Source organism: Poritiphilus flavus, assembly GCF_009901585.1.
In the GTDB taxonomy this organism is placed as follows: domain Bacteria; phylum Bacteroidota; class Bacteroidia; order Flavobacteriales; family Flavobacteriaceae; genus Poritiphilus; species Poritiphilus flavus.
On the sequence record NZ_WXYO01000004.1, the window covers coordinates 88,201 to 113,590 of the forward strand.

Annotated in this window: 12 protein-coding genes; 5 read left to right on the plus strand and 7 right to left on the minus strand. The window is 45.2% G+C overall.

Annotated features, from left to right (window positions below; genetic code table 11):
- Positions 1-146: 146 nt before the first annotated feature.
- Positions 147-1,688: a sugar porter family MFS transporter gene (locus GTQ38_RS09570; RefSeq protein WP_161435293.1), complete on the minus strand. Its 1,542-nt coding sequence runs from the start codon at positions 1,686-1,688 to the stop codon at positions 147-149.
- A gap of 353 nt (positions 1,689-2,041) precedes the next feature.
- Positions 2,042-2,440 carry a hypothetical protein gene (locus GTQ38_RS09575; protein ID WP_161435294.1) on the minus strand — a complete coding sequence of 133 codons (399 nt, stop codon included), beginning with the start codon at positions 2,438-2,440 and terminating at the stop codon, positions 2,042-2,044.
- A gap of 728 nt (positions 2,441-3,168) precedes the next feature.
- On the opposite strand from GTQ38_RS09575, the gene GTQ38_RS09580 reads away from it, so the two are divergent.
- The 5 genes from GTQ38_RS09580 to GTQ38_RS09600 all read left to right on the plus strand — a co-directional run bounded on the left by GTQ38_RS09580 (position 3,169) and on the right by GTQ38_RS09600 (position 8,815).
- Complete coding sequence (locus GTQ38_RS09580; RefSeq protein ID WP_161435295.1) at positions 3,169-3,816, plus strand: response regulator; 648 nt, start codon at positions 3,169-3,171, stop codon at positions 3,814-3,816.
- A 262-nt stretch (positions 3,817-4,078) separates the two neighbouring features.
- Positions 4,079-4,840 carry a hypothetical protein gene (locus tag GTQ38_RS09585; RefSeq protein WP_161435296.1) on the plus strand — a complete coding sequence of 254 codons (762 nt, stop codon included), beginning with the start codon at positions 4,079-4,081 and terminating at the stop codon, positions 4,838-4,840.
- Between the two features lie 181 nt (positions 4,841-5,021).
- Positions 5,022-7,010, plus strand: a complete 1,989-nt coding sequence (locus tag GTQ38_RS09590; RefSeq protein WP_161435297.1) for a YHYH protein — start codon at positions 5,022-5,024, stop codon at positions 7,008-7,010.
- A 272-nt stretch (positions 7,011-7,282) separates the two neighbouring features.
- Complete coding sequence (locus GTQ38_RS09595) at positions 7,283-8,023, plus strand: LytR/AlgR family response regulator transcription factor (RefSeq protein ID WP_161435298.1); 741 nt, start codon at positions 7,283-7,285, stop codon at positions 8,021-8,023.
- 396 nt (positions 8,024-8,419) lie between these two features.
- On the plus strand, positions 8,420-8,815 hold the full coding sequence (locus tag GTQ38_RS09600) for a hypothetical protein (RefSeq protein ID WP_161435299.1): 396 nt from the start codon (positions 8,420-8,422) through the stop codon (positions 8,813-8,815).
- Positions 8,816-8,966: 151 nt separating this feature from the next.
- Here GTQ38_RS09600 and GTQ38_RS09605 read toward each other — a convergent pair whose 3' ends face one another.
- The 5 genes from GTQ38_RS09605 to GTQ38_RS09620 all read right to left on the minus strand — a co-directional run bounded on the left by GTQ38_RS09605 (position 8,967) and on the right by GTQ38_RS09620 (position 25,294).
- Positions 8,967-11,030: a DUF11 domain-containing protein gene (locus GTQ38_RS09605; protein ID WP_161435300.1), complete on the minus strand. Its 2,064-nt coding sequence runs from the start codon at positions 11,028-11,030 to the stop codon at positions 8,967-8,969.
- 142 nt (positions 11,031-11,172) lie between these two features.
- The gene (locus GTQ38_RS09610) at positions 11,173-23,544 is read right to left on the minus strand and encodes a T9SS type B sorting domain-containing protein (RefSeq protein ID WP_161435301.1); all 12,372 of its coding nucleotides are present in this window, start codon (positions 23,542-23,544) and stop codon (positions 11,173-11,175) included.
- Positions 23,545-23,670: 126 nt separating this feature from the next.
- A complete protein-coding gene (locus GTQ38_RS21120) occupies positions 23,671-23,796 on the minus strand; it encodes a hypothetical protein (protein ID WP_262886129.1) in 126 nt (41 codons plus the stop codon).
- A gap of 562 nt (positions 23,797-24,358) precedes the next feature.
- Positions 24,359-25,012 (minus strand): uracil phosphoribosyltransferase, encoded by a 654-nt coding sequence (gene upp, locus GTQ38_RS09615; protein ID WP_161435302.1) that lies wholly within the window; start codon positions 25,010-25,012, stop codon positions 24,359-24,361.
- Positions 25,013-25,051: 39 nt separating this feature from the next.
- On the minus strand, positions 25,052-25,294 hold the full coding sequence (locus GTQ38_RS09620) for a hypothetical protein (RefSeq protein ID WP_238857884.1): 243 nt from the start codon (positions 25,292-25,294) through the stop codon (positions 25,052-25,054).
- Positions 25,295-25,390: the final 96 nt, after the last annotated feature.

Sequence of the window (25,390 nt, forward strand, 5' to 3'; positions counted from 1 at the left end):
AGACAATGAATAATCGGGATAACTGATAGATAAGTGCAAAAAACTGGAATACGAGCGCAGGAGCCGACTCGCCATTATACACTTTCTTAACCGCGTTTCAAGGATGATTAAAGGATTAATTTAACAGAAACCCTCAATATCCGGGATCATTTTCTCACTAATAAAGCCTCTACTTCCTCCAGGCTTTTTCCTTTAGTTTCTACGATATATTTATAAACAAAGAGAATGGCACAAAAAGAAAGTGCAGCGTAAATCGCAAAAGTGGTCGTAGGCCCGAGACTGGACAACTCCCACGGAAAAACCTGGGTGACCGTATAGCTGACCAGGGAATTGAAAAAACCGACCACAGAAATTGCTATAGCCTTTATTTTGCTTGGGAATACTTCAGAGATTAGGGTCCACATAACAGGTCCGAGGGAAATCGCAAAAGCAGCAACATAGAGTAAAATAGCGATCAATACCAGGGTCGCATTGATATTGATGAAGTTTTTGATCTCCTCCCGTTCAAATTCCAAAAACAGTTCTTGGTCCAGTTTTGTTCTTATGGTTTCGAAAAGATCCGATTGACTCTCAAAAGTCTGTCCGTCCAGATCGCTTAAGGCTGTTTTTATCTCCGCGTTGCTAACCTTGTTCAAAGTAGATTCATTAAAATTGTAAGTGGCGTTCTTAAAAGCGAAAGTGGTCATGAGCAGGGCTATGGTCATGCATGTAGTGCCTATCAACAGCAGAGGCTTTCTGCCCAATTTGTCAATAAGCCATATGGCTACAAGGGTGAAGACCAGATTGGTCAGTCCAACCACAATGGCTTGTAAAAATGAAGAATCCGTGCTGCCTCCGGCCTGCTCAAATATGGTAGGCGCATAATAAAAGACCGCATTGATCCCGGTGATCTGTTGAAAAAAGGCAATTCCAAGGGCAATGGTCATTATAGTGCCATACTTGCTCTTGAATAAATCCGAAAGTTTGCCTTTGGTTTCCTTTTTAGAAAGCCCCTGTTGGATCTCCTCAATAGTGTACTCCGCGTAGGCCTCGCCTCCAATCCGTGTCAGTATCTTGCGCGCCAGGGCTACTTTATTCAGTTTCCGGATCAACCATCTGGGGCTTCTGGGAACCGTAAAAAGACCAATGAAGTATACGATGGCCGGGAAAGCCTCAACTCCCAACATCCAACGCCAGCTTTCCCCTTCTATATCAACCAGGAAATAATTGGAAAAATAGGCCACGGAAATACCGATAACTATGTTTAGCTGGTTAAAAGAAACCAGGCTTCCGCGCAATTTAGGAGGAGCGATCTCCGCAATGTAGATCGGAGCGATCAGTATGGCTCCACCTACTCCAATCCCACCAATGATCCGGGCGACCACGAACTCCAGGTAGCTGGTTGCCAGGGCTGACCAGGAAGCGGATATTGCAAAAAGGGCGGCCACAACGATCAATACGTTTTTGCGGCCGAAGCGATCAGCTACCGGGCCGGCGACCAGATTTCCAGCCATGGCCCCGAAGATCACGCAACCTACGGAAAAGCCTACCATGGCTTTAGTCATCTCAAAATACACGCTTATTCCTTTAACAGCTCCGGAAATGACCGCGCTGTCAAAACCCAGCAAAAAACCTCCTAATGCGACGATCAGGCTGATCAGGATGGTGTAGGATTTATTCATTTTAATAGTGGTTTCAGCTGGTTTCATGGAAAGTGTATTTGAGTTTGGTCTTTTTTTGGCTTGGTACCATAGCAAACGAAAGTGGGTCAACTCGGGAACCTCCGTAGATGAGAAATGGGGGTAAAAAGTAAAAGGAGCGCGAAGCGGCTTTGCTCGCTTCGCCTAGCCTTTGCTCTAAATATACTAATAATAGAGGAAGCAGCTCATGGTGCTACTCTGAATCTAAAGCTCTAACCGGTCGGATTTGCGGTTGTTAGGCTGATTCACGGCAAAACAAGTTTAAGCTCAAGCTCAGGTTTAAGTATAAGAAATAGTGGCTTTAGCTTGTTAGTGGCTATTGAAGAGGATGAATTTGGCCAAGAAGGCAGAACCATTTTTATTCAACCGTAAAAGTCCATGATCTGTCTCAATAGTTTCTGACCTGCTTCTAAGGTCAAATGGGTCTCGCTATGATCCAGCAGGGTCTGTACGGCTTCCAATGGCGATTGCAACTTATCTCCATAGATCTCAATGTATTCACCCGAGTCTATATAGTCTAACAAAGCTGTCTTAGTTTCTAGCAGTGAGGTCCCACCGGTCAGGCAATTGCTTATTTTATCCCGGTATGCCTCAGGAACTTCAAGCAATCCGAAAGAGTATAGGGCAAGCTCCCTGTATGCGGTATGGACGGCACACATGTTCTCCATATTGGCGGTCTTGTCTGCAAAATTCGATCTCAATTTTTCAATTCCAAAAACCAGTAAATCTTTAATTTCCGGGTATCTTTCTTCCTTAGTCATAGCTCTTGCTTTTTTAATATTATTAAAAATACATATGGAAGGGCGTGGCATAAGGAGGATGTCCCCATCTGGCGTTTGAAGATCGCCAGCCTCTCGCCCTTATGCCCTTGTGACGATCAAGTGCCCTCCCTAAATTCATGGGGTAAATCTATCATGATAATTAGCAAGAAAAAACTTACAATGCACAACTGTTCCAATAGATAAATAAGTGTTGCCCGCTAAGGGACCACTTCTAAGGCCAATTTCACCTGCTCGGACTGACAGTATTCGGCAAGTCTCCAAACCTTTGTTTTTAATCTTTCTTGAGGGTAATGAAACCGGGCCTCTGCTCCCAAAAAATATTCTACGCCTTTATTAATGGTATAATTGGCCGTTGGACTATCATTAAATTTAAATTGGCAATTCGCAGCCAACTGCCGTTGTTCAGCTATAGGTATTTTGACTCCTGGATTTTGGACAGCTCGTAATCCAATGCTGATGAAAATTCATTTTCAAAATCCCATGACCAGCTATTTTCCGGGGGACTTGGGCTGCTGGAACTGTCGTAATAACGCTTGATCGCTATCCGGCCCGATAGTCTGATAATCGTCCCAGTTGTATATTATGTACGACGAATTATGGGCTTCACTTCATTTTTAGACCGCTTAAAATCCTAAATCCGTACAAATGGTTTAATTTTATGGAGCAATCCGGTGAGGTTTTAGAACTTCGTACACCGAATCTGAATCATGGCCAACAAGGATGTCTCCATAATTATCGCCGATGATCACCCCATTCTGCTAAAGGGGTTATACGAGGAACTCGTCTCCAATGATTACAATGTCATCGGAAGGGCTGCTGATGGCATGAACGCCCTGGAACTTCTTTTAAAGCTAAGGCCAGACATAGCTTTCCTGGATATTGATATGCCCTTCTTAAGTGGATTCGACGTCATTAAGATGGCCAGGGATAAAGGAGTGAATACCCGTTTTATTGTACTTTCTTTTCATAAGGAGGCCTCTTATATCAATCGGGCGAAAACCCTTCAGATCAGTGGATACCTTCTCAAGGAGGACTCTTTTTTTGAAATTGCACGTTGCATTGAGGCCGTAATCTCCGGGAATACTTATTTCAGTAGCTCATTTGATCACCACTCTCTGGATCAGGCGAACGAAGAGTTAAGAAGTTTACAACTTCTGACCCCATCGGAACTGAGGATCCTTAAACTGGTTGCCAGACAGATATCCAATAACAATATCGCCGAAGAGTTGGGTATTTCAGTACGGACGATCGAGAAGCACCGGAGCAATATTATCTCAAAGCTAAATCTGAAAGGAGGACCCAATGCGCTGACCAATTGGGCGTTGACCAATAAAAAGATAATCCTCGAGATCTAAAGATCCTCCATCCCTGTTTTTGGTATACGTGCTGCTACGCACGATTTACGCATTGACGCTTATTTCCGAAACTTTCTACCCATGATAATTTAGCCCCATGATCGAAAGGCAGGATGTATTGCAAGCACTTATTAGAATATTCCGCCACTTATTACATAAGTCTTTTGTTCATTCTTTGATTACACCAATTTTATGATGCATGAACTGATTTTCCCGATGATGCAGGTTTGAATTCTAGAGATCAACCCATAAACCTAAACTTATGATTACCCTGCCAGCTTTCATAGAATGTAGAGATTTTAAGCAATTACAAAAGAAACTTCAATACCTGAAGGAACACAACGAAAAGGCTACCAGCCAGCAGTCTCAACTTTCTAAAAATATTATTGAGATCTATCAATCAGGCAAAATTGGAATCCTGGAAAAACAATTATTGCGCTCCATGAAGATCATTAACCGGCTAGATGAGGCGGAGCTAAAGTGGATGGACACCGAGCTCAGGATTGACTATCTGACCAACAAGACCACGAAGCAGATGCATTCGGATGCAGTGGTGCTGCAGAATTATTTGAACAAGGGCAACTCACTTAAAACCTTTTTAGGTCTGAAGCTCATTTGGTCCCGGGCCGTAAGGAAGAGCTACTATATTACCCGGGAGGTATATGTTAACGGGAACCCATGCAATACCCCGCAAAGCCTTAAATGGGTTGTAAATGACCTCCGGTTACGACAGGATTTTAGAATACTCGAGCAAATCTGGAGATCCGGAAGCATCGTCGGAAATTGCCATTATCTCAGATACAGCTTCTTCAAAAAGACCCTGCTTCAGGTCATTGATCTTATCACCACAATTCAGACAGCGGAGCAAGTGCGCCGGGAAATACAAAAAACAACCAATATACTGATCAGACCATTTGAGCAAACCTGCCGTGTAGCCGTTGGAGGAAAAATGGTCTGCCTGACCCAAAAAGAAGCCAAGATCGTAGAATACAGCATTAAGGATCTCATACATCATCCAACATAAAAAATCAATACCCGACAAACCCCATAAACTGTGGATCTATGGGTTGAGCCCGAAAAATAACCAGCTAACATTTATATCAATGAAACTATGTACACCTTTATAGGCATTATGGCAATAGTGACTGCCATCAACCTGATACTGGTCTTATTGAGCATTGCAAATTTCCACCAAACCAAGCCTTATGAACATACTTAGACCCCTTGTGATTTTACTTATGCTGGGAATTGGCCAGATCGCCCAGGCACATCAGGGCGGGCACGAATCGGTTTTACGGGATTGGCACCTAAAAGGAGCTTCCAATACATTAAGGGCTTCTTTTCTAATCTATAAGAGGGACACGGTATTTATGGAAAACGCAAAGGGTCAACTGATGAAATATCCTTTTTCCAAACTATCTGTCATAGACCAGGAGTACGTTCTGGAAAAGTATCGAAAAATTCAATCACTCAATCTGCCAACAGCTGCTATCGGGACAGAAATCCCTGAAAAAGGACTTCCGGTCTCTCTTGCTGTAGTACTTGGCCTGGCCGTCTTAATGTGCCTTTTTGCCTTACCTAAAAACCTAAAACATTTCAGGCTTCTTTTGCACTTTAGCGCGTTTCTCCTGGTATCCCTGATATTTATTACCTGCGACAATGAGGACGAACCTGGATCCTGTGAAGAACTTAGCTGGTTTCAGGACGCCGATGAAGATGGTCTGGGAAACCCGGATGCCAGTAAATCCGCCTGTGAACAGCCTGAAGGTTATGTGTCTAACAATATGGACGATGATGATACAGTAACCAATAACACAAGCGAGGTTCCAGCCAATAATACGGATAGCATGAGCAGCTTGTTCAACAAATTCGCCGGGGTGACAACCCATTTTGACGATACTTACTTTTATGTTGCTTCTTCCGGTTTACCTGAACATCAAATGATGGAGGGTATTACCGCCTGGAACCGTCAGGTACCGGTTCCGCAGGATTATTCAGGGGACAACAGCTGGTCAATACCCATTCAGCCCGCTTTGGCCGCGGAACCATTATCCCTGACAGAGCATTTTATGAAGGGTGCTGTGGCCATCGCAGTTAATGGAATTCCAATATTCAATCCGCGTAACAACCGCGGGGAATATGCACAAGAAATCGGAGAGCTCGATGAGTGGGGTGGCCATTCAGGACGGGCTGATGACTATCATTATCACGTTCCGCCCACACACCTGGAATCAGTTGCCGGGGAAGGTCAACCCATTGCCTATGCCCTGGATGGGTTCCCTGTATACGGGACCACCACGGCCGAACTTGACGAATACCTGGGTATTCGCAATGATGATGGCTCATACCAGTACCACACCATTGAGGAAGCACCTTATTTTATGACAGCTATGCGGGGAGAAGTGTCTTTGGACCCCGACAGCTCAGCCCCGGAAGACCAGGTATGGCCACAGGCCTTGTCAACACCCCTCAGACAGGTAGAAGAACCCTCGCTGAATACAGGTACAATAACTTTTAGCCTTACCGGTGAGAATGCCTATAGTCTAAAATACCTGGATGGGGATGGCAACAATATCAATACCGTCAATTACCATTGGGATGACTCCGGGACCTATACTTTTGAATATACTGATGCCAGCGGTGGCAGCAGAACCGAAACCTATCAGGGTTTTGTAAGTGACAGCCCGGGCAACACCACTTCCGACTTTGTACTGAGCAGTATAGCTATTGATGATAATGGGGAACTTTTAGACGCGTATAAATGCGAGGAAAAGGAAAATGGAGTAGAAGCCTCCATACCCCTTTCCTGGTCTAATGTTCCCGCCGAAGCAGGAGCCCTTGCACTGATCATGCATCACTATCCCTTTCCGGATGACACTTCTGAGGTAAACTCTTATTTATTGCTATGGGGAATAGACCCGGGGGTAACTGAAATTCCTCATGGGGCCGCGGATGATGGAGACTGGTACATGGGAGCGAACAAAGACGGTTCAGTGGTATCCTATACTTCGCCCTGCTCAGCAAGTTCGGGAAGCCACGAATATACGATCACTTTGTACGCTTTATCGGAAACCCCTTCCACGCTTCCACGGGCAAACTCTGTGGATGTGACCTACAAAGTACTTAAAGACGCAATTTCAACTGTTGAGACAATAGATACCGCTACGCTAACCTTCAATGATGTTGTAGACTGAGGAATTGTCCGGTTATTTTTTGAACAGGTATCATGTATTGTGATAGGTGCGTTAAATCACGGTTGGATCAGAATAATCCGCAGGTATGATGGAAGCCGGCGAAATATCACATGGCTTGAACCAGCAGATAAAACGAAATTTGCAAAATCCGCGAAAGTATTGAGGATGACGATATACTGTTCTGCGATCTGCAACGATAAGGGAAATATAACTGAAGTCCATGGCTGATATGGGATTTGACTTCGAAAATAGGATTGTTTAATACGATGGAAATGGTTCCAAAACTGAAAGCATTTATAGTTGAGAATGAAGTTTCCTATCGGAGTTTACAGTTTATTCTAAAAAAGTACTTCCCTGAAATAGAAGTTCTGGGATTCACGGAAGATGTGGATAAGGCTATCAGCCTGATTGGTTCCATGGAACCTGATATCGTCTTTCTGGATATTGAATTGAAAGGAGGATGCGGATTCCAGATCATAGAAAACTTTTGGAAAAAGTGCCATTTTGTGATTACCTCGTATGTGGATAAGTACGCGCTAAAAGCCATTTCCTACGATGTAACGGCCTACCTTTTAAAACCCTTAAAACTTGAAGATCTGCTTTTTGCGATTAACAAAGCCAAACACAAAGTAGAACTATCCCATAAATACAGCAAAAGGACCTTACCAAAAAAGAAAGGCGGAGGTATAAAGATACTGGCCATTCCTTCAATGGATAAAATTGAACTTATAGAGAAGAAATCCATCGTCTATCTAAAGGCGGAAGGTCGTTATACCCATATTAAGCTGACCAGCGGGGAGACTAAGTTGGCGAGCCGGAATCTGGGAGAATTCGAGAGGCTCCTGAATCCGAATATATTCTTTCGGATCCACCATTCGTTTATCGTAAATATCACCCAGGTAACCAATATCAACAAGGCGGCCGGGAACTACCTGGAGCTGAAATCCGGAGAATCCATACCGGTCGCCAAAAGGAAGCTGAATTCCCTCAATAAATTTCTGAAAATTAAGTAGCAGTTGCTGCTGTTTCCCTCGATTATCAAGTATTTCCGCCACTTATTACTTCTAAATTCTCTTTTTGCGAATTGGTCCTTAACATTGTACAGTTTTAGTGTTCTATGGGAACGCGTTTTTGGGGTAAAAGGCCAGGCAGCTTGCCTGGCCTTTTCGTATGTTCAGCTTTCCCATCCCGACTGTAATGGTATAGAACCATTTATTACTTCACGTCTGGAATTCACCAAATGACGGAATACCTTCGTCATTAGTATGTTAATCTTATGATCCCCAAGATTATGATGGAGTTTATACTTATAGTTTCTATGATCTTTTTTTTCGGTGTATTGGTTTTCATCATCAGGACCGATAAAAAGGAAAGATACAGGCAGGATTATTAACGTTTAATTAGCAGGTATGGCCAGTCAGGAACAAAAAGAACGGGTTCTGTTCTACGATCGTATGAAAGCGCATGGAGCATACGGAAAAAAGCTTTTTCGATCGCAACGCGATTTCGAAGTTGTATTTCCCGGAACTCCGGCAATAGAAGCCAAATTCGATTACCTGATGTCCGAAAATATCAGCACCGTGGTATTTTTTGTCTATAGTAAGGAAGGGCTTTACGAATTATTGCCTTTTCTTCACAAAGGTGTGCATATTATCCTCTGTACCTCAAATGCCGAAATTAGTTGGTTGCAAAATAGTTATCCCGAGATCATTATGCTGGATATCGATGTTCCCAAGCGGGAACTTTTTAGTCGGATCGAAGCTGAAATTTCCAGGATCCAAAGGCGCAATCTGAAGTACGCATAAGGTGGTGTGATAAACAAAAAAAGCAATCCTTAGCCTGTCTTGTTATTCCAGACCCAAAGTATCAATGCTTATTAGGTATTGTTGCTAAGCAGTAGGATATAATAAAAGACAAACATAGACTTTGCTGATAACCGAAACCCTCCTCACTTTATCAGTGTCTATTGACCCTCACAGTTATCCTACTGTTGGTGATTACAGTATTAGGGCGTAAGAGATTGACTTGTACGTCTGCGGATGGACTGTCCGTAGTGATATTACTGTCCGTCTGGTCCTGACTGTTTGTGACGGTGTTGGTATAGGTCATGGAAGACAAATAAATGTTGGTCATCCAGGCCCTGGCGGTTAGGGTCATACTAACTAATTCACCCTGGGTCATAGTCCCGATTGTCCAGTTGGGATGGCTAAATGATCCCTTTGAAACTGTCGCCGAAACAAAATCCAATCCCGTAGGAAGCAGATCTGTAACCTGGAGATTGGTCACAGGATCGATTCCAAAACTCTCAACAGTTATATCAAAGCTTACCAATTCCCCATCGTTAACCACCAAATCCGTGGTGGATTTGTTCAATACAATATCCGGATTGCAATAGTACACCTGTATATTATTTGAATCGTAACTGCAGGGCCCTCTGGTAACCCTGAGAAAGTAGTCCCCCGCTGTGGGAGCATTGTAAGTTGCTGAGGTAGCTCCCGGGATCAGAGTGCCGTCTCCGTACCATTGATAAGCGTCAAAGGTTTCACCGCTGGCAATGCCAAGGGTAGCCCCAGGTAAACAATTCGTGCCGGTTATTTGAAGGTCTACATTCGGCACGGTATCAAATCCGGAATAGTATCCTGCAAGTCCTCTCGCTCCGTTAAATCCAAAAAAACCAACGGCAATTGGTCCGGAAGATTGTACGCTCACATCCCCGTTCAGGTTAGCGATATAAAAGGTTTTCCAATCCGATGTTCCGGCAACGGTATTAGAAGCAGGCAGGCTTACCGTGCCTCCGGAATCCGTAACGATGATGTTGCTATCGGGGGTAGCTGTTGAGGCAATAATGGTTACTCCACCCGACACGGTGATCCCCGCGGCATCCCTGATATCCGGAATATTATCCATAGTATCGGGTAAGAGACAATTGATCGGGGCTACAAAATTAAGTCCCTGAGTATAGACCTGGCTGGAACCTGCCATACACTGATAAGCGTATACATCCTTGGAAGTCTGAACATACATATTGGCACCAACGGAGTTGGATGAATAATTGCTACTGGGTATCTCAAAATACTCTCCGTTATTTATAGTGGCTATAGGGGTCGCAGAACCGTTGACAAATATTTCCGTATTGTTTTGGGTCCCGATCAGAAGCGGAAATTCGGTTTGTCCGCTGCTACCTCCATTTCCTCTTACGAAGACATACTCTTTGCCAAGACTGTTTTCAGGAACCGGCTGGTCAATACCCGCATCCCGGTTAGACGCTCCTGCCTGTCGGCCGTAATTCAGGGAACCATTACTAATAACGATATCCTTATCAGAAACTATTGAAGCCCCAATCCAACCGTCTTCGTGTGCAGGAGTAGGAGAGGTGCCAATGTAAGTTTCAAAGACAAAGGATTCATTGGCATCCAACACGATCTGATAGGTATCTGCCGTTATACCCGCCCGGTTAGACCCCACTCTAAACTCGCAGTCCGGGTCGTATCCGAAGATATCAATAGTGGTATTATCTTCTGTGGCCATAATTCCCAGGGTATTTGACTTGGAAACATGACTCCCTAAGTTAGGGACACCACCCCACTTAAAACTGGTACCCATAGCGACCCGTCCTTTTGAAGTCAGGGAGGCTGCCTGCGAATTAGACCGCCCGCGATAGTTGACATAAAAATTGTTGCCGCCCGGCGCTTCGAATCTCAAGCCACTATTTGTAAGAACCACCCCGGTATTTGTATTGTTTACAAGTGTGACGTTGTTGTCGCCGTTGGCCAGGTTATACACTGCTGAGCTGGTATTGGAAATATTAAAGGTAGCGACAGGAGTGGCATTGGTACCCTGATATACGTTGACTGTAAAAGTGGTCGTTTCCGGTGTAGACAGATACACTGCCTGTTGCTGGATTGCACCGTTATTTTGACCTTGCTTAAGCGGAGGTAAATAATGTAAATCACTTAATTGCCCATAGGAGATGAATCCTATGAACAGCATTAAGGAAGCAACAATTTTTTTTAGGGTCATTTTTGGGGAACTCTTCTACTTTTTACTCTTTCTTTAGCTCATATTTTGTAAGAATAATTTAATATTCATATAAAAATAAAGTTCATTTATTTAAAAAATTGCACAAGTCAGCTCAACGAATTCTAAAGAACCAGGCGCCTTCCTATCGGTAAAGCGAAAAGCTCCCTACGAATTCACGATCATCTTCAATGCCATTAAGCTTAATAATGTACCAGTAATCACCTGTCGGCAGTTCATTCAGCTGATACTGACCGTCCCAGCCATCTTCGTTCCCTTTGAATTGGTAGATTGTCCGACCGTAACGGTCAAAGATCTTAACGAAGATATTAGGGAATTGCTCTATATTTTCCGGTTTCCATATATCATTACGCCCATCGCCGTCCGGGGTAAAGAAATAAGGGATTTCTATATCAATGAACTCCATAAAGATCTCCTGGGTAATGCTACAACCGTTCTCGTCCGTAACAGTGACCGAGTAAACTCTGGTCTCGGTGATATAAAATTCGCTGTCCGAAGTGCCCGGACCATCGTCTAAACTAAATGTATAATTTCCGGATCCACCTACGGCAACAGCGCTAATCAGGTTAATATCCCCCTCAGCTAACTGCAATGTCAAAGGCTCAAATATGGTAACTTCAAAATCATAAGCGTTTGTACACCCATTGCTGTGAATAACCGTAATGGTGTGGCTGCCACCACTAAGACCTTCAAAGACAGGATCCAGTTGCATCAGGTTTGGATCATCCGTATCCAGTCCGTACAACACATCGCCGAGTACGGAAGAGTCTTCAAATACTACCTGCACCGAATTTGAGGTAAAACCTGATTCATTACATTCATAGGTAACCCGGGCTTCACCCGCGAGGTTAACGCCGGGTTCTACTACAAAGGCTTCCGTTATTTCGCAGTCGTTCGCATCACGAATAAAGACTACATGTGTGCCGCTAGGCAGATCTTCATAGCTAAATAATCCTTCAACAAAATTATTAGGATCAATGCTGTTCAGACTGGTCCGGTATGGCGCGGTTCCGCCGCTTACCTGCAGTGTTATGGTACCATCACTACTCTCAAAACAGATCTCGTCTGTTACAGTAGAGGACACGGTCAGGGCGTCAGGCTCGGTCAGGCTGAATTCAATAAACTCAAAGCAACCGTTGCTGTCCTGTACTATAACACTGTAGTCTCCTGGAGACAGGTCTTCAAACAGATTGACCGAATCAAATTGGTTCAGGTTTGGCGAAATGGCATATTGGTAATCACCGCTACCTCCCTGGGCATCTAAAAGGATACTACCGTCATCCGCCCCTGAACAACTGATATCAGAGATCGTAGTATTGACCACTAAGGTATCGGGTTCGTCGATTTGTATTTCTATGGAAGAAGCTTCACAGTCTTCGCTTTGTACCCTTACATAATAAGTGCCTGTGGGAAGGTCCGCGAACCTGCCGTTGTTTTGGTTTGGCCTTATTTCATTAGTTAAGGCCTGGTCTGAGAACAGGGCGTATAGATAATTGCCCATACCTCCGCTTGCAACAGCTTCGATCAATGCGGTGCTGTCCCCATTGCAATTCACCTGGGCCGCGCTAAGGTCAACCGATACATCAAGGTCTTCTATGGCCTCAATACTTATTTCGTTCGATAGGGTTGAGACACAATTAAAGCTGTCTCTTATATAGTATCTGTAATTCCCGGCTGCAATGTTTTGGAACAGATGGGTATCTGCAGCCAGGGTCTCGTTCATTGGCGTGAAGCTAATACCATCTGTACTCCAGCTATACGGACCGGTACCTCCGGAAGCGACAAGTAGTAATTCTGCCTGCAATTGGCAACTTAGCTGTTGGTTGGTTACCAACAGGGCATCCACATCAGTTGGTTCTATAATTTCTACAATACCGGTCTCAAAAGTGCAGTCCATATCGTCAATAGCCGTAATGCTATAGAAACCTGCACCCAGATTGCTGAACGTTTGAGCCGTTTGAGTGGCAGAGGCACTCAGTAGGGTAGACCCAGCCATGTCGTCGTAGGTATTTAGCACAAAACGGTAATTGGTGATCACATTCCTTGGATTGAGACTGATAGTTACAGAAGCATCTGTGTCTCCCTGACAAACAATAGCAGTATTTGAAATAGAGCCGGTAATCGGGTCTGGTAACAGAAGTTCAAATGCATTCACAAATGACTCACTACAGCCGAGGGCGTCTACTACAGTAATGGTGTATTGACCAGCGGAAAGTCCATCAAACAGATGACTGCTAACGGATGTTGCGGTTGTAGTAGTAGCTGTGCCCACATGGGTCAGATCAATAGTGTAGGGTCCCTGACCTCCTAATGGAGCGATCAAAACACTTCCCTGATCGTTGGTACAACCGACGTCAACCAAATCAAGCGGACTTAAAGTGATAGGCGCCGGTGGTGTGGTAATACTGAAAGCTCTTACCTGGCTACATGCCGGAGAGGCGTCCTGCGAAATTTCAACTAAATAGTTACCCGCCGGCACGGCAATAGGTGTTGTGGGTCCGTTAGTGGCCGAATTCCCGCTTAATATTGCAGGGCCGTCATCGGTTCTATCCGCAGGGGTGCCGTTAGTATCAAAGATGTTCCAGCTAAATCCGCCTGTATAGCTGGCATCTACCAGGGTAAAGCGAACGCTTCCGTTATCCCCAAAACACACGGCATCTGCCAGTTTCTCAACCGTAATATCAAAGGTGTTAGGATCTTCCACCAGATGACCAATGGTGATCTCACATCCCGTGTTAACATTTCTGATACCAAAAGTATGATTCCCGACGGGCAAGCCTGCAAATTGATTGGAAGACTGATACACCAGGGATGGCAACAATCTGAATTCGTAGTTTGCCGGAGCGGAACCATAGTTAGATAAACTTCCTGTAACATCAATGCTTATATCTTCATCCAGAGTAGAACAACTTATGGCGTCGTCCACGGTAATTGAAGCGCTTAGCAATTCGTCAAAGGCTGGAATACTCACCAGGGACTGTGCTGAACATCCATTATCATCAACTACTCTTACAAGTACATCTACCGCAGCGTAATTCGTATGCAAATAGACCGCGTTCGTCCCGCTTTGTAAAACAGCGCTTGTGGTATTATCAATAAACTCGTATCGCACATAATTCCCGCTTCCTCCGGCTATGCTTGTGGTATTGATGGTCACAGAAGCATTGTCTATGCTGTTTCCTGCAGCACATCCGAAAGGACTAACGGCTGGCACATCAAAGGTAATTTGGTTAGGCTCTGCTATAGGAATATTACTTAGTACGGTACTACAACCGTTTTGTCCGGTCGCCGTAATTTCATAATTACCCGGAGGCAGGTTCTCAAAACTATTGGTAGTAGAGTTGAATGTGGAAACGTTCGGGTTCAGGCTATAGGTCAGCGGACTGATCCCATTATTATCTTCAGTTATCGCAATTATTCCATCGGAAGCGCCGGAACAGCTTACATCCATTGGGTCTGCCGTAAAACTTGGCTGTGTGGCAGCAGGAACTTCAATGGTGAAGGTTCTTGAACATTCCGGACTTGCCGTATTCGTATCATAGACGTTAACCGTGTAGGTATCTGCTGTTGCAACCACGACAGTTGTAGGATTGGTGGCAAGCGTCTGCCTGGAGACCAATGTACTTGAGCTTCCCAGAACTTCATAATCATAACTTCCGGATCCACTGCTCACTTCTATCAGGATCCCGGCTTCGTTTCCGGCTCCACAACCTAATGTGGTGTCTAGCAAAGCTGTAGCCTGGAGTGGCTGATGGATAGTAATTGGGCTCGATGCTGTACATCCATTGCTATCTATGATGCTTACCGTATAGGCACCCGTGGCTAAGTTTGTAAATAACCCTCCATTATTCAGGTAATTTACGCCACCATCAACGGAGTAGAAAATTTGGGCGGCAGTGCTGCTTGCTGTTATAGTCAAGTTTGCAAGAGTGCCACAATTGTCTATGACTATATCGTCTATCGTCGGGTTGGCCGCCAGGTTGAGGTTAACACTGCCGAGACTTAGGGTACAACCGTATTGATCACTTACGGAAATTGAATAAGAACCTCCTGGCGAGTTTGCCGGAATTTCTATTGGATTATCAAGTGTTCCGGAAATTGGGGTAAACGGCGCAGGACCGCTTACATCAAAATAATAAATGCCACCACCTCCGGAAATATCAGGTATTTCGATCAGTCCCGGGCGATCACAGGCAATGTCTTGGGTGACTGCAGGCGTCCCGGTAAGCGCGTCCAACTCTTCTAACAATTCGTTTTCGGAGGCGCTGACACAGCTTGCCACCGCGCCATCCATTTTAGTTACTTCAACGAAGTAATTGCCGGTTCCCAGAGTATTAAATGTCAGTGTCTGTGGGTCGGAGAAAGGAACATTTCCACCACTATTACTTACCAGGACTGGTGTTCCTGTAGAAATGTCGTAGAAAGACCATTGCATTTCGGAACCCGGAGAAACCGTATTCTCAACAATAGTATAGGTAATACTTCCATTATTACTACCGCTACATGATGGCGTTACCACGGAGGTTATTCCAAGGGGTTGGGTGATAAGGTTATTCACATTGACGTTACTCTGCCTTACACAACCGGCACCGTCCCGTACGTAAAAAGTATAGGTTCGTCCGGGAACCAGGCCTGTCCATTCATACCTTCCGTGCCCCGCTGGTACTGGCATACCAAGATTATCTATACTCCCTCCGGCGATCCAGGTTGCTGTGATCGGATCAAAGTTGGCAGGGTCTTCGGAATAGGCATATTCATAGCCTGGTGTACCCTCATCGCCCTGTACAACTACCCTTAATTCATTACAGTTATAGACCACCGCAGAAATGGTAATATCCAGGTCATCCAAAGGATAAGGAATGATAAAGGGCGGCAGGTCGGTCTGGCAAATAGTGTTACCCAGACCATCAACAGTTCTCAGGGAAGGATTAACGGTTTCGCCGGAAATATAATCCCGGAATTGATCCGAGCTTTGCCAGCTTGCACCCGCATCATCGCTAAATTCTACTGTTCCAATGGTTGTTGGGTATCCTGAAAAATCAAAACCAAAATCCAAACTGGTTCCGCTACAGTCCATAGGAGTTACCCCGCTTACGGTTCCAACCAGTTCGTCAGGGTTATTTATGGTTATTGGAGTATCGCTAAGTGAGCATCCGTGTGTATCTGTAATTATAATGGTGTAATCCCCGGCTAATAAGTTAAGGAATGCATAGTTGTTTGTCAGTACATTGTTAACCGTTTGATCAGAGGCGCCACCATTGTCCAGGTCTACAATTTCAATGGTATAAGGACCGTCACCAGAGGTGATATTGACGTCTATGGATCCCATTCCATCATGACATTCCGGGTCGGTAAACGTTGTATTGAACGCCAAAACAGCAGCGTTGGCAACAGTCACGGTTTCCATATATTGACAGTAAGGAGAGCTACCGGAATTATCACGAACATAAACATCGTAACTACCCGCTGTGGCACTGCTTATAACCGTGGAGTTTGTCGCTACAAAATCCGTGTCAAGTACGGTAGAGCCTGAGGTTAGGAAAGCATAGACATAAGTTCCATCTCCCCCTGAAGCGTTTATCGTAATACTCCCGTCCGCACAACCAGTCACATCAACGGTGTCTACCGTAGCCGTTAACACTGACTCTATATCAACCAGCTGAGGCCCTGCGGCGCAACCGTAAGAATCTGCGACCTCAATATTGTAGGACCCATCAGCGAGACCGTTAAAAGTATAGGTAGTCGCTGTGGCAGGAGTAGGGGTCAACCAGGCTCCACCATCGATCCTGAAGGTGTAATCGCCATTTCCTGATGTGACATTAACCGTAATGGTTGCATTGTTGGACCCGTCATAACAAGCCGTCGAAGTAGTTGTAAAGCTTATAGCCTGTAGTGGATCTACGGTAACAGCTGCTGCTGACAAGGCTTCACAATTGTTGTTATCCCGTACCCGGACGAGGTAATCGCCATCCGGTATGTTCGTAAATGTGTTATTGGTTTGATAGGCCACCACTATACCTCCTACTGTATCTTCCAATTGATATTCATAGCCCGGGCTGCCTCCGCTTACAGAAGCCTCCAGAGTTGCACCGGTATTGAAACAGCTGAAAGCCGTAGTGATACTAAGGCCTGGCACAAGTGCTGCCGGTTCAGTGAGTGTAGCAGGGAAACTTACGGAACAACTGTTATCGTCCGCTTTGCGAACCAGAACTGAATAATTTCCATCTGCAAGTGTGGCAGCGGTGGTGACAGGAGAACTTGTGGAACCAATCCAATTCGTACCGCCATCCAGCGAGTATTCAAAACCGGCTACCGCGTCAAAATTAGATACCTCAAATCGAATAGCTCCGTCTGATGTACCGTTACAACTTGGCTCCGTAACGCTCAAAAACTGTGCTGCAAAGGCCTGGTCAGGCTCTATGACTACAGCTATGTCCTGTGTCCTCTCGCATACTTCCGGCAGTTGAAAGGCCTCAATATCGTCCAGGATCAGGTCATTGCCAAAGTCACTGTTCAAATTAGTCCTTAGTACTATATCCACTACAGTGTTCGCGCCTGGATTTAGATTGAAAGTGAAGTTATGCCAGTCGTCCGCGTTGTTGTTCTTTGGAACGTCTCCCGTGGTGGCAGTTGCCAACACTGTTCCTGAAGTATCCACCAATTCTATCAATACATCTGGGTTGTTACCGTTAGCGGATGTTATTAACAGGTTATAAGCCCAGAAAGACAAAGTGATATCCCTGTTTGCAAGTACTTCAATTCCTCTTCGTGCCCATAGTATGCCGTTATCTCCGGCCAGGGTGCTTACATCTATGGCCAGAAAGCGCCCGTCTGCCAGGCCTGTATGGTCATTTGGGCTCAGCCATCCCGGAATAGGGTTAGTCACGAAGTTGGTTACCGTATATTCTCCGTTCACCAATATACCGGCCGGACCAAGGTTACAAGGTGTAGTACTGCCATCCTGAGGTTCATAACAATATCCAGGGCCTATTTCGCCTATTTGAGTTGTAGGACCCGAACCAAAATTCTCAAAAAACAAGGTACTCTGAGCTGGTGTAATACTGCTGGAATAACCTACAGTGAGCACATACGAACCATCAGTCAGGTTTGTAAATACATTGTTGTCCGCAGGACTGTTTGGCGTACCGTCAAGAGCATAGGTATAGGTAAAATCGGTGGTATTTGATGTAGATACCGTCAGTGTTCCAAGGCCGTCGCAAGCATAGTCCAAAGCAGTTGTCAGGTCCGGATCCGGTACCACTACAGGTACAGTGAGATCCATATTGAAAGTACAACCTAAAGCATCCTGAACGATGAGCTGGTAATCTCCGGGTAGCAGAAATCTTTGATGATTCGCATCGAAATTACTTCCACCATCAAAGCTGTATTCGTAGGGTGCCTGACCGCCGTTGGCGTTCAGTATTTTTACCGATGCTCCAGCCGGGTTACAGGAGGCATCCTCAACAATGGCCGCAGAAGCCGTAAGCCTGAAGGGCTGATCAATTTCATAATCCAGGGTTTCCACACAACCTGAGCCCCCATTGCCACTGGAGTCCATTACCGTAATGGTGTAAAAGCCAGCCGGAAGGTTTACAAAAGTGTCGCTTGTTTGGTAATTGGAGCCACCGTCCAGACTGTACTGGTAAGGGGTGGTTCCTCCTGTAACGGATACAGTAAGCGAAGCCGTGGAAGAATCAGCACAAACAATACCAGAATGCGCAGCCGATAAAGAAAGTCCTCCTGGTTCTTCTACTGTCACTGTGTTTGAGATCGCCGAGCAACCACTGTTATCAAAAACAATGAACTCATAATCTCCATCTTCATTAGGAAAATAGGTAGTGGGTGTGCCACGATATCCAAATAAAAAGTTCGTTGCTGTCTGCAATGCGGATGCAGGTATATCAGCGGGACTAGCGTACAGATCTGCACCGTCCTTGCTCCATATGGCCATTTGATAATCCGGATTCGGATTGCCACCAGATGGGGTCAGCGTAACGATTCCAGCGGTACAGGTGATATTTTCCGCTGTTAGCGCCGTCAGTGTCAGCTCAGGGATCTCATCTACCCTGATCTGTTGGGTATCGCTACAGCCATCATCTGTGGTGGTAATTACGATATAATCCCCCGGATTAACATTGGTGAAAGTATGTGTATTGTCTGTTGTAGCCAGGCGGTTGTCAATAAAAGTACCCTGACCTCCATTGCTACCATCGTCCAATCTTAGTTCATAATGGTATAGCGGCAACACATTCAGGGCCTGTACGGTAATGGTTCCCAATTGATTGCAATCCGCGGGTGTTGAGCTGAGGTCTACCTGATAATCCCTTTCCAGAATTCCAATGTCTTCAGTTTCAAAAATACAACCACCGGAAATGGGATCACCAGTGAGCGGGTTCAGTTGCGTTACCTGCACTTTGTAAGTTCCACTGCTGTTGATGTTAAAATCAGGGCCATTATCATCGGCAAAAGGCACAACAATATTATTGTTCGAAGCGTCTACCAGCTGAAAACCATAATTTGTACCAATATTGGTTATTCGGATATTACCAGGAGTGCTGCAAAGGATATCTGAAGCCGTGTGCAGTATGTCTAAAGTATTTTTGAAAACATTGAAGTAAAAACGGCTAAAACAGCCATTCTGGTAATTGATCACCACCCGGTACCTGCCACTGTCTGTAACCGTATAATTCGGCTGAGTAGCCAGGTTATTCCAGGTACAGCTACCATCGGTATTCGCGCAATCGTCTCCGGCATCGGAGCAGCTTGTCTCATCCAGTTGTTGCCAGATGATGCTGTCCGCATCGGTGATCCCTAATTGAATGGTGGCTTCATCGTTTTCGCCACAAAGGAATATTTTAGGTAAGAGGGAACCGTCTATGGCACAGCTCGCAATCTCCCCTTGAAGGTCATTGTCAGGATCACCGTCCGCATTTACCTGATTAAAGTAGTCTATTATGGGGTTGGTCTGTGTTGTACCGAAACGCTCTACAGTAATAAGTTCTACAAGATCCGGACAACCGCTTGCACCCGACTTTTCTACGATGTAATTACCGATATCGGTTACTATAAGCGTACTTGGGTCGCCGTCCGGGTCACCGTCGTTCAATAGGGTGTCTGCGGCATCTATGCTCCCATTTCCATTGTTGTCAAGGGCCCAGTTGTAGGTATTAAACCCCGATCCAGCGCTTAAGATTACATCATTTCCACATAATTGTACAGTCCTGGCCTGGTTACAATTGGCCAGATCATCCAAAATATTGTTGCTGGCTACTTCCGGAACGGTATTACAGGGAAAATTAGAAGAACCTGCCTCATCCGTAAAAACCGTCGGGTTAAGTACACCCTCAAAGGTGGAATAGGCAAGATTCTCAAGTTGTGCTGAACAGGCATTTACAAAGTCTGAGCAATTGCCGGATACCGTTACAGTGATCCTGATAGTGTATTCGGGATCACCAACCTCTACCAGGTTATCCGGTACCTGAAATACTATGGTATTGGTGTTAATGTCGTGTGTATGAGTTGTGCCGAGCGCCCCTGAAACATCTACGTTATCCAGTGTTACATTGGCAGGTAGGATATCGCGTATGGTATAGTTTACAGCATTATCATCCCCAGTATTTTGAAAGCGAAGCACGTATTGAAAGCTTTCCCCGAGATTTACTCCCTGGCCATTGATATCAGTACCTCCCAGATCTTCTGTGGTGTTTCCCAATAAAATTTCCGGAGCAAAAACCGCGGTATAAGAAGCGGCATTTACCGTACCATCCGTAGGGTTTACAACGGGAACCCCGGAGCCGTATTCGCCTCCGTCACCACCATCCGCGTTGTTATCCTTATAAAATTCGTTGGCATCGGTGCACCCGTCTCCGTCACTGTCCAGATCCAGTTGATTGGGCAACGCATCTCCATCTGTATTGCAAACAGCGTTCTGTATGGCCTGTATTTCAGCAATGCTCAGGGCATCACCGTTGATATTATTTCCCGACTTTTGTACCCTGATATATCTGGCCTGGGTACCTATAAATGTCCTGATCTCGGTTTGCCCTGTGGTGTTGCCAAACTGAAACGCATATTTAGCATTTGCCAGAGCGTCATCCAGATTGGTACTTGCAGGGAATGGATTTTCCGATACCATAAGGTAGGCATTGGAAAGCCTGTCGCTACAACAATCGGTTCTGTTCCAAAGCACGATTTCGTCCAGATACTGATTACTTCCCAGATCCAGGCTAACCCATTCGTTGGTTGTGGCAGTGTTTGTCTGAGCGACGGAACCATTAGCGAAATTACCATTAGTGTCGTTATCAACCGCGTTTGAACCGGCGCCCCCGCTAATTGTGGAGCTCATGGTTACCGTACCTCCCAAAGCCAGGTTATTTTGGGTGGGGACACATTCTTCCGTATCGTAAACACCGTCATTGTCATCGTCCAGGTCAACACTGTCTACCACCCCGTCATTGTCAAAATCGTTATGTACTGTAAGCAATGCAGTAGGGTGGTCCTGGGAGATGTTGGTATCCGGTTGGTCTTGTGTATTTACAGCAGTATTTGCCAGACGCAGCAAAGGCAGGGTGTCTATAGGATCTGCCAAAACTTCCAATTCCAGGAAAGCGGTTTCTCCTCCGTTCAGGGTCCCGATGTTCCAGGTGTTTCCACTCCAGCTTCCGGTAATGGTAAAGGCATTTTGCAAGGTTAACCCTGCCGGGATATCGTCTGTAATCTGCAAATTGGTCAGTGGGCCTACGCCTAGATTTCGGACCTTAATGGTAAAGGTCGCGGTCTCACCTTCGGTGATCTCAGCTTTGTCCACGGTTTTTTCCATGACCACATCCGGGTCGCAATAATAAGCTGAAATAGGTTGGGAGTCGTAGGTACAGGGTCCTTTGGTTCCCCTTACAAAATAGTCACCTGCTACCGCGGGCGCATAGCTGGGGCCGTTTTCACCGGGAATCATTTGCCCGTCCCCATACCATTGGTATGCATCAAAGTTACCTGTGGCTTCAAAGATGGTTGATCCGACAAAACAGCCACTACCCCCTCTGATTTCCAGGGTTACTTCGGGTACGGTATCGAAGCCGGAGAAATATCCGGCTACCCCCCGGGCGCCGTTATAACCAAAAAATCCAATGGCCATGGGGCCTGTGGATTGTACACTTACATTTCCGTTCAGGTTGGGTATAAAAAAGGTCTTCCAGTCTGTGGTTCCCGCGACCGGATTAGATGGCGGGAGGGTTACAGGTCCGTTACCATCCGTTACCATGATATTGGCATCCGGTGTATTTACCGCGGCAATTATGGTTAGACCACCATTGACCAGAGTACCTGCCATGTTCCGGATATCCGGGATGTTGTCCATCACATCAGGCAACAGGCAGTTTACAGGAGCTACAAAATTCAATCCCTGGGTGTATACCTTACTGTCGCCCGCCATACATTGATAGGCATAGACGTCTTTGGAGGTTTGTACAAACATATTGGCTCCAACCGTATTGGAGGAGTAATAGCTACTGGGTACTTGAAAGTACTCCCCGTTGTCTATAGTGGCGATTGGTGTGGCGGAACCGTTTACAAAGATCTGGGTATTATCCGCTATTGCGATGATCAGTGGGAATTCAGTTAATCCATTGGCATTACCATTACCCCGGATAAATACATAATCTTTTCCAAGTCTGTTCTCGGGCACAGGCTGGTCAATACCGGCGTCACGGTTACTGGCGCCCGCCTGTCGTCCATAATTTATAGAACCGTTGCTGATAACGATATCCTTATCTGAAATGACCGAGGCCCCTATCCAGCCATCTTCGTGTGCCTGAGTGGGGTTGTTTCCTATATAGGTCTCAAATACAAAGGACTCGTTGGCATCCAGGTTAACGGTATAGGTGTCAGCTGTAATTCCGGCAACATTGTTTCCCACTCTGAACTGACAGTCCGGATCGTATCCGAAAACCTGAACCGTGGTGTTATCTTCTGTTGCCATGATTCCCAGGGTGTTCGATTTGGATGGGTGTGATCCCAAATTAGGTACACCACCCCATTTGAACCTGGTACCCATGGCCACCCGTCCTTTGGAAGTCAGGGATGCCGCCTGCGATGAGGAATACCCCCTGTAGTTCACATAGAACCTGTTTCCACTGGGAGATTCAAAGCGCAGTCCTGCATTATTCAGTACCACACCAGTGTTCGCGTTGTTAACAAGGGTGATATTATTATCTCCATTTCCGAGGGTGTAAACCGCTGGGCTGAGATTAGAAATATTATAAGTAGCTACCGGAGTGGTATTAGTCCCACGATACACATTTACTGCAAAGGTTACCGGTTCCGGCGTGGAAAGGTAAACCGCCTGCTGCCGAATACCCTGATTGTTCTGACCTTGTTTCATCGGGGGTAGATAATGAAGGTCACTGAGCTGAGCATTTATACTGTTGAATGCGAATAGCAACAGAAAAGCCAGGCAAGACTTGAGTAGGTTTTTTCGGTAAGTACTAGATTTGGTGGGCATTTGGGCAGCAATTGTTTTTTAACAAAAGAAAACCCTTTATCTCTCTCTGGCAGATAATTGTTGTCAACCTGAGGGATTAGGTGGTTAATACTGAGGTATTTGTTGTTATGAATTTTAACAAACTCTTTAGTCTGTGAGTATTGCCGCGTTGTAAGGCAGGAAAAATCCGTTAAACGTTAACCAAAGCAGCTGTTTTGAAGGCATTTCCAGGGCATTGGCTTTGTAAGCATCCTTCCTTTTTTTCGTTTCCAACTGATGGGTTTTGAGGTATGGATTTGCTAATGCCCGCGGTACCGGTTTGTCCAATTAAGCAGAATACTCGTATTTAGAATTAGAAGCTGGCAGATTTTCAAGGTAGGAAGCTTCACAGTTTTGCCCCCGCTGGCGCGAGCGTTACGCTCGTGCCGCCAGTTTGCATAGATCTCTATTAAAGGTGGACAAATACAATCCGCGCCACTCCGGTGATTGCTTTTTATAATTAGATTTACCACGAGATACAATCTCGCGGTAGCGCAGGGGAAAATTACTGTCTTAAAGCGTTTCTAAAGAAAAATGCGTATGGCGTATGGCGCAAAGCGAAAAGCCAATGGTTTAAACTTAATCTTGAACTTAAACTTTCTAAGTCTTTAGGTTAAACTCTTCAAGACATTAAGTTAGACTTTTTGGCAAACGAGTGTGAAGCGTTGAATTCTAATTGTTGAGTTCTTAACTTTTACGACCCTAAGCTCATAATTCCAAACTCCAAACTCATAACCCATTTTTGGATATGTTCTCTTTTGGAATCGGTATGCTGCATATCTTAAGGCTTGATAATTCACAACTTAGGTCCATAAGAGAGATCGCCCGCATCCCCCAGACCTGGTATAATATAGCCTTTGCTGGTAAGTTCATCGTCTATTGCCCCAATCCATAACTGTGTTTCTTCAGGAAATATCTTTTCTATATAGGAAACTCCGGCTTTTGAACCGATTACCGAGACGATATGTATTTTTTTGGGCTTGCCATGACTTGCCATGGCCTTCATCACATTTTCAAGGGTTTTCCCGGTTGCCAGCATCGGATCCATCAGTACCAGGGTTTTTTTATGAAGTGAAGGCGCTGCGAAGTATTTCACAATTACCTCAAAGTCGTCGCTGTTATCCGGGTGGTGTCTGTAGGCGGATATAAAAGCATTTTCTGCCTTGTCAAAATAGCTCAAAAGCCCGTGGTGCAGGGGTAGACCGGCTCTAAGTACAGAGCATAACACGAGTTGATCTGTTGGCAGGCTAATGTTTTTGGAACCGAAAGGCGTTTGAACTCTGGTATCTTCATAGTCCATGGTCTTGCTCAGTTCATAGGCTAGCACTTCGCCAATTCGATTGACATTTCTTCGAAAACGCATGGCGTCCTTTTGGACGTCTACATCTCTAACTTCGCCAATAAAGGCTTTCAAGAGCGAATTCTCCTTATCAAATCGGTGGATGACCATATTTCAGTATTTGGTAGTAGGGAACATATAAGTGAAAGCTCAGGCTTTTCTTAAATGATGCTCTTCTACATAGTGTTCCAACAATTGCCTAAGACCCTCCAAATACACCTTCATGGTTTTTTTGTCAATAATTGGGTGGTCTTCCGTTGGGATGGTCATAGGTTGCTCTTCCAAAAACTGATACAATTCCGGGTATTCCACTTCAATATGGTTGGTCAAAAGAATGATCTCACTCAATATTTCTTGCATTTCTCTCATCACCGGACCCTTTTCTGTTTTCATTATAGGACTACAATTTTTTATGGTTTTTGCCGCGTATTTCAACAGCAAAAACGCTAAGGTTTGTAGACAAAGTTAGTCTATGGTACATAGGATTGA

Coding starts and splice junctions, on each gene's coding strand:
- GTQ38_RS09585 (WP_161435296.1), top strand. CDS start 4,079: ATGATTACCCTGCCAGCTTTCATAGAATGTAGAGATTTTAAGCAATTA.
- GTQ38_RS09605 (WP_161435300.1), bottom strand. CDS start 11,030: ATGACCCTAAAAAAAATTGTTGCTTCCTTAATGCTGTTCATAGGATTC.
- GTQ38_RS09595 (WP_161435298.1), top strand. CDS start 7,283: ATGGTTCCAAAACTGAAAGCATTTATAGTTGAGAATGAAGTTTCCTAT.
- GTQ38_RS09620 (WP_238857884.1), bottom strand. CDS start 25,294: ATGAAAACAGAAAAGGGTCCGGTGATGAGAGAAATGCAAGAAATATTG.
- upp (WP_161435302.1), bottom strand. CDS start 25,012: ATGGTCATCCACCGATTTGATAAGGAGAATTCGCTCTTGAAAGCCTTT.
- GTQ38_RS09610 (WP_161435301.1), bottom strand. CDS start 23,544: ATGCCCACCAAATCTAGTACTTACCGAAAAAACCTACTCAAGTCTTGC.
- GTQ38_RS09590 (WP_161435297.1), top strand. CDS start 5,022: ATGAACATACTTAGACCCCTTGTGATTTTACTTATGCTGGGAATTGGC.
- GTQ38_RS09580 (WP_161435295.1), top strand. CDS start 3,169: ATGGCCAACAAGGATGTCTCCATAATTATCGCCGATGATCACCCCATT.
- GTQ38_RS09570 (WP_161435293.1), bottom strand. CDS start 1,688: ATGAAACCAGCTGAAACCACTATTAAAATGAATAAATCCTACACCATC.
- GTQ38_RS09575 (WP_161435294.1), bottom strand. CDS start 2,440: ATGACTAAGGAAGAAAGATACCCGGAAATTAAAGATTTACTGGTTTTT.
- GTQ38_RS09600 (WP_161435299.1), top strand. CDS start 8,420: ATGGCCAGTCAGGAACAAAAAGAACGGGTTCTGTTCTACGATCGTATG.